The 2313-nt window shown below is 64.6% G+C and carries 3 protein-coding genes; 1 reads left to right on the top strand and 2 read right to left on the bottom strand.

All coding sequences use genetic code 11. The features are described from left to right. Positions 1-62 precede the first annotated feature (62 nt). Complete coding sequence (locus VMR03_RS09850; RefSeq protein ID WP_325404695.1) at positions 63-665, top strand: 2-hydroxychromene-2-carboxylate isomerase; 603 nt, start codon at positions 63-65, stop codon at positions 663-665. 3 nt (positions 666-668) lie between these two features. Here VMR03_RS09850 and VMR03_RS09845 read toward each other — a convergent pair whose 3' ends face one another. After that, entirely contained in the window at positions 669-995 is a 327-nt protein-coding gene (locus tag VMR03_RS09845; RefSeq protein WP_325404693.1) for an antibiotic biosynthesis monooxygenase family protein, read from the bottom strand. Positions 996-1034: 39 nt separating this feature from the next. Further along, positions 1035-2243, bottom strand: coding sequence for a 23S rRNA (adenine(2503)-C(2))-methyltransferase RlmN (gene rlmN, locus VMR03_RS09840; protein WP_325404691.1), 1209 nt, complete (start codon positions 2241-2243; stop codon positions 1035-1037). Between the last annotated feature and the right edge of the window lie 70 nt (positions 2244-2313).

Here is a 2313-nt window from a genome sequence, read left to right as displayed (position 1 = left end):
GTCTTGCCAGAAGGGCGGTAAACCGCCAATTTGCGAAGCAATTCAGGATATGGGCGGAGAGCATGTTGATCGATTTCTGGTACGAGTTCGCAAGCACCTATTCCTACCCGGCGGCCATGCGGGTCGAGCGGGCGGCGGCGGAAGCCGGGGTCGAGCTGCGCTGGCGGCCCTTTCTGCTGGCGCCGATTTTCGGCGGGCAGGGGTGGAGCGACAGCCCCTTCAACATCTATCCGGCCAAGGGCCGCTACATGTGGCGCGACCTCGCGCGCATCTGCGAGGCGCAGGGGCTCGTCCTGAAAGAGCCCGTCCGCTTTCCGCAGAACGGCCTCAAGGCGGCGCGGATCGCGCTTGTCGGTGCGGATGAGGGATGGATCGCGCCTTTCAGCCGCGCGGTCTATCTCGCCAATTTCGCCGGGCAGAAGGACATCTCGGACGATGCGGTGCTCGCCGGCATCCTGACGGAGCTCGGGCTCGATGCGGAGGCGGCGATCGCGCGTTCGCAGACGCCGGAGACCAAGGCGCGCCTCAAGGCGCAGACGGAAGAGGCGATTGCAAAAGGGATTTTCGGCGCGCCCTCGTTCACCGTTCCCGGCGCGGACGGCGATGAACTCTTCTGGGGCAATGACCGGCTCGAGGATGCGATCCGATGGGCGAGGCGGAGCTGAGCGTCAGCGAAACCGCGCTGGGAGGTCGGTCTCGGGGATCAGCAGGTCGTCGGTGATTTTCAGCCAGGTCTCCTCGATCAAATCAGCCTTGCCCTCGCGCTGTGGGATCGAGCGATTCGGGTTTTTCGAATAATCGGCGAACGCCCTGTCGCGATCTTCCTTCGAGGGCCAGCGCGCATAGGCGACCCAGTCGCCATTTTCGGCGCGATGGAGACGCGAGCCGCCGCCGCCGTGATCGCGCATGATGTCTTGCGTGATTTCGTGCCAGCGGCGCTGGAATTCCTCTTCGTGTTTCTTGTCGACGCGCCAGCGATAGATGACAGCGAACATTCCCGTTCTCCGTATCCCGGTTCAACGACGCCCGCCGGTTCAGGCGCTCGGCTGCGCCGCTTTTTCTTCCCGGAAGCGTTCGGCGGCGCTTTTCTTCACCGTCTCGCTCTTCAGCTGGCCGCAGGCGGCCATGATGTCGCGGCCGCGCGGCGTGCGGACGGGGCTCGCATAGCCGGCGCGGTTGACGACGTCGGCGAATTTCTCGATCTGCGCCCAGTCGGAACATTCGTAAGGCGAGCCCGGCCAGGGATTGAAGGGGATCAGGTTGATCTTGGCCGGAATACCCTTCAGCAGGCGGACGAGTTCCTTCGCGTCCGCGAGCGAGTCGTTGACGCCCTTCAGCATCACATATTCGAAGGTGATGCGGCGCGCATTGGAGACGCCCGGATAATTGCGGCAGGCGTCGAGCAGTTCGGCGATCGGGTACTTCTTGTTCAGGGGCACGAGCTTGTCGCGCGTCTCGTCGTTGACCGCGTGAAGCGAGATCGCCAGCATCGAGCCGATCTCGTTGCCGGTGCGTTCGATCATCGGGACGACTCCGCTCGTCGAGAGCGTGACGCGGCGCTTCGAGAGCGAGAGGCCTTCGCCGTCCGAGACGATGTCGAGCGCATCGCGCACATTCTCGAAATTGTAGAGCGGCTCGCCCATGCCCATCATCACGATGTTGGTGACGAGACGGTCGTCGGAATTGCGGCCCGAGCCCGGCCATTCGCCGAGCGCATCGCGGGCGACGAGAAGCTGACCGACGATTTCGCCGGCGGTGAGGTTGCGGACGAGCTTCTGCGTGCCGGTGTGGCAGAAGGTGCAGGTGAGGGTGCAGCCGACCTGGCTCGAGATGCAAAGCGTGCCGCGGCCTTCTTCGGGAATGTAGACCGTCTCGACTTCGGGGCCGGGAATGCCGGGCTTGTCGGAGGCGAGGCGCAGCAGCCATTTGCGCGTGCCGTCGACCGATTTCTGCTCGACGACGATTTCGGGCCGGGCGACCGTGAAGGCGGCGCCGAGCTCCGTGCGCATCTCCTTCGAGAGCGTCGTCATCTTCGCGAAGTCGGTGAGGCCGCGATTGTAGATCGCGTTCCAGAGCTGGCCGACGCGCATCCTGATCTGTTTTTCGGGCATGCCGTGGAGACGCAGCTCCGCGGCCAGGCCGTCGCGGGTGAGCCCGAGCAGGTTCCGCCGGGCCGTGTTGGTGGCAGCGCCGTCTTCTGTCGCGTCGGTTCGCTTATGCGCTATGTCGAGGCTCGTGGCCATGGCTCATCCTGCGGTGCCACTTCGGCGCCGTTCGCGGGGTCATAGCATAAATGGGGGCTTGCCCGCCAAT

The sequence above is a fragment of the Parvibaculum sp. genome (assembly GCF_035511255.1).
Taxonomy (GTDB): Bacteria; Pseudomonadota; Alphaproteobacteria; order Parvibaculales; family Parvibaculaceae; genus Parvibaculum.
Note: the sequence above shows the minus strand (reverse complement) of the source record. Positions and strands in the feature narration are given on the sequence as shown.